The following is a 2,555-nucleotide window of genomic DNA, read 5'->3' on the forward strand; positions in this document are numbered from 1 at the left end:
TTCTTCTTGTACAAAAAATCCCCGACCTGATGGCCGGGGATTTTTTTATGACGTAAGCCATTGGGTAGTTTTGTATCATTCATTTTCCCAGCGCCAACCCCGCGCTCAACAATACATAGCCTCCCACAATCAACGGTACAGCCAGAAAGCCTAGTAGCACCAGCAAAACCGCCGAAGCCAGCAGGAAAAGATAACGTACTTCATTCCCCTGCCAGCCGAAAGACTTAAACTTTAAAGCAAAAAGTGGCAATTCCGCCACCAGTAGAAATGACATGACTGCGGTGAAAATCAATAAATTGGTCGTGTTGACGATGACGGACTCCCACTCAGGGTAGTTGCGCAGAATGAAAGGCAGCGACGCCACCAAAAGGGCGTTGGCGGGTGTCGGGACGCCGATGAACGAGTCGCTTTGCCGGGGGTCGATGTTGAATTTAGCCAGCCTCAGCGCCGAGCAGACGGCAATCAGAAAGGCCAGGTTGGGAATCCACAAATCTTCGAGGCCCGGTACCGAGCGGAGTAGAAGTTGGTAGATAATCATGGCGGGTAGTACCCCGAATGTGGTCATATCGGCCAGCGAGTCCAGTTCCTTGCCGATGGGCGAACTCACTTTGAGTAGCCGCGCCGCGAAGCCGTCGAAGAAGTCGAACACCGCCGCCAGGCCGATCAGGGCGCAGGACAGCAGCATGTTGTTATGAAAAACCTCTACGATTCCCACGCAGCCACAAAGCAGATTGGCGCAGGTGAGGGCATTGGGAATGTGTCGTTTCATGGATGATCCAGCGAGTTATTTTAAAAAAGGGTTGTTCTTTTTCTCAAAACCAATGGTCGTCGGCTGCATGTGTCCGGCATAAACAGTATAGTCGTCAGGCAGCGTGAAAAGCTGGGCGCGGATGCTATTGAGCAAAGTGGCCATATCCCCGCCAGGCAGGTCGGTTCGGCCAATGCTCTGTCGGAACAGCACATCGCCGCCGATGACGAATTTTTGTTCGTCGTTCACAAAAGCCACATGACCGGGCGCGTGGCCGGGTACGAAAATGATCTTCAGCGCAGAACTACCAAATTCTATCGTTTCGTCCTTTGCGAGCCAGCGCTCGACGGCGGGTTCGTCGAAAGTAGGGAAACCGTAGTTTGGTGCGTAGGTTTTCACCGCGCGTAACAGGGGCTCGTCAAGGCGGTGCAGGGCGAAGGGAATGTCGTAAGTCTGCTTCAATTTCGCTACGCCCAGCACGTGGTCAATGTGAGCGTGGGTGTTGTAAATGCCAACAGGTTTCAGTGCGTTGGCTTTAATAAAATCATTGAGCTGCGCGTATTCCTGTGGCTCATAGCAACCGGGATCTACTATGATGGCCTCCTTGGTTTCGTCGTACAGCAGGTAGGTATTCTCGGAAAAAGGGCTGAATACGAAAGATTGAATTTGAATCATAGATTGGGAGATATTGAAGACGCGAAGTTAGCAAACTGAAACGGAACCGGAGTCTTTTGGCCGCTTCTCCAAATTTTTACAAAAAAATCCCCCGCCATAGAAGCGGGGGATTTCTATAAAAACTAACTCACAGAGTCAGAATAGTTATAGCGATTAGTATTTATCGTGACGAGTTTCGCTCCACATGTCAGATTCCCAACCTGTGTGGATGTTGCGTCCCTGATAGGATTTCCAGTCGTTGGTGATGGCCATACCCTCCTCGCGGTTGCGGGCTTTTACACCCACGACTATGCCGCCATTTTCCAGGCTTTCCTTGTATACCGCAGCGCGATCTTCAGGAATTCCTGATCCGACGAGCGCCCCGATGATGCCGCCCGTCAAGCCACCTGCTCCGGCTCCGGCAAGTCCGGCCGCAATTGGCCCGGCAATGACAAGCCCAAGACCCGGCAGAGCGATGGCCGTACCGATGGCAGCAATGGCTCCAACAATAGCACCAGCTGTGCCGCCAATGGCCGAGCCTACGCCCGCGCCCTCCATAGCTTTGTTGCCCAGGTCGGAGCGATCGTCTTCGTCCACATCTTTAAAATTGGTTGTACGCGTTTCGTCAGACATCAGTACTGAGATGTCGTCGCGAGTGTAGCCACGATCGATTAGCGAGTTGTAAGCCTTTTCGGCGTCGTCTTTATCGTGAAAGACGCCAGTAATAGTGCCGGTTTTGGCATCCAGTTCGGTGGCCGAGTCGATTTTGTTTGAATCCTTTAAATTGTCCATGATTTGTGCGGTTTTAATTTGATAAGTAATAACTCTTGCTTTTCTCTAGTCCAGTAAAACATCGTTCCAAATAGCGCAGACACAACTAGTAGCTTTTTTGACTAATTTGAGATAATTTATGAGTAATCCTGTCCCCAATCCTGGGGAAAATCAGTCGGTATTTTAAAAATAAAAACGACTACATTTTCCTTCCCTAGCCGAGAACCGCCTATTTTTGTGAAATGTACAAACGCCTTCTGCTTCCTCTCCTTTTTCTCTTCGATGCTGAACGCGTCCATCACTGGGTGTGCGATTTAATTCGCTTTGCCTACGCATTGCCCTTTGTTCCCGATATTCTAAGAAAGACATATATTTATGAGCA

At 50.3% G+C, this 2,555-nt stretch carries 3 protein-coding genes; all 3 read right to left on the minus strand.

Going from position 1 to position 2,555, the window contains the following annotated elements; all coding sequences use genetic code 11:
* Nucleotides 1-79: 79 nt before the first annotated feature.
* The 3 genes from pssA to ACEW8P_RS22625 all read right to left on the minus strand — a co-directional run bounded on the left by pssA (nt 80) and on the right by ACEW8P_RS22625 (nt 2,194).
* A complete protein-coding gene (pssA, locus tag ACEW8P_RS22615; protein ID WP_373515339.1) occupies nt 80-769 on the minus strand; it encodes a CDP-diacylglycerol--serine O-phosphatidyltransferase in 690 nt (229 codons plus the stop codon).
* Between the two features lie 15 nt (nt 770-784).
* Nucleotides 785-1,423, minus strand: coding sequence for an MBL fold metallo-hydrolase (locus ACEW8P_RS22620; protein WP_373515340.1), 639 nt, complete (start codon nt 1,421-1,423; stop codon nt 785-787).
* Nucleotides 1,424-1,576: 153 nt separating this feature from the next.
* Nucleotides 1,577-2,194 carry a hypothetical protein gene (locus tag ACEW8P_RS22625; RefSeq protein WP_373515341.1) on the minus strand — a complete coding sequence of 206 codons (618 nt, stop codon included), beginning with the start codon at nt 2,192-2,194 and terminating at the stop codon, nt 1,577-1,579.
* Nucleotides 2,195-2,555 lie beyond the last annotated feature (361 nt).

It is taken from the genome of Persicitalea sp., from assembly GCF_041751555.1.
In the GTDB taxonomy this organism is placed as follows: domain Bacteria; phylum Bacteroidota; class Bacteroidia; order Cytophagales; family Spirosomataceae; genus Persicitalea.